Raw genomic sequence first — 628 nt, forward strand, 5'->3', positions numbered from 1 at the left:
ACCACTGAGGTCGCATCCTGATGGGGGTGTGATTCTGGTGCTCATTTGGTTTGAGTGAGTCGGATTTGCGTAGAGCGGGTTCGGGTGGTAAGTTGGACAGGTTGCTGTTCGGAAGGCTTTGGCTGGTACGGGTGGTGTCTGGTCTTTGAGAACTCAATAGTGTGCACTTGATTGTTTTGTGCCAATTATTTGTGTTGCTGGCATTGATCACGGTGGTGGTTGGTGTTGGTGATGTTTTTTGGACAATTATTTGAACGTCAGTTTTGATGTTTTGTTTTTGTCAGGTCAAACTTGCAGCTGGTTGCCTTATTCCGGTGGCTGGTTTGCGTTTTGTTTTTTACGGAGAGTTTGATCCTGGCTCAGGACGAACGCTGGCGGCGTGCTTAACACATGCAAGTCGAGCGCTGAAGCTCCCTGCTTGCAGGGGGTGGATGAGCGGCGAACGGGTGAGTAACACGTGAGCAATCTGCCCCTGACTCTGGGATAAGCGCTGGAAACGGTGTCTAATACTGGATATGTCCCATCACCGCATGGTGTGTGGGTGGAAAGATTTATCGGTTGGGGATGAGCTCGCGGCCTATCAGCTTGTTGGTGGGGTAATGGCCTACCAAGGCGACGACGGGTAGCC

General features: G+C 51.4%; 1 rRNA gene. It reads left to right on the forward strand.

From position 1 onward, the window contains the following. Positions 1-336 precede the first annotated feature (336 nt). Positions 337-628: ribosomal RNA gene (locus ACYVIH_RS00005) — 16S ribosomal RNA — on the forward strand; the annotation flags it as partial.

The organism is Nocardioides pakistanensis (assembly GCF_054781215.1).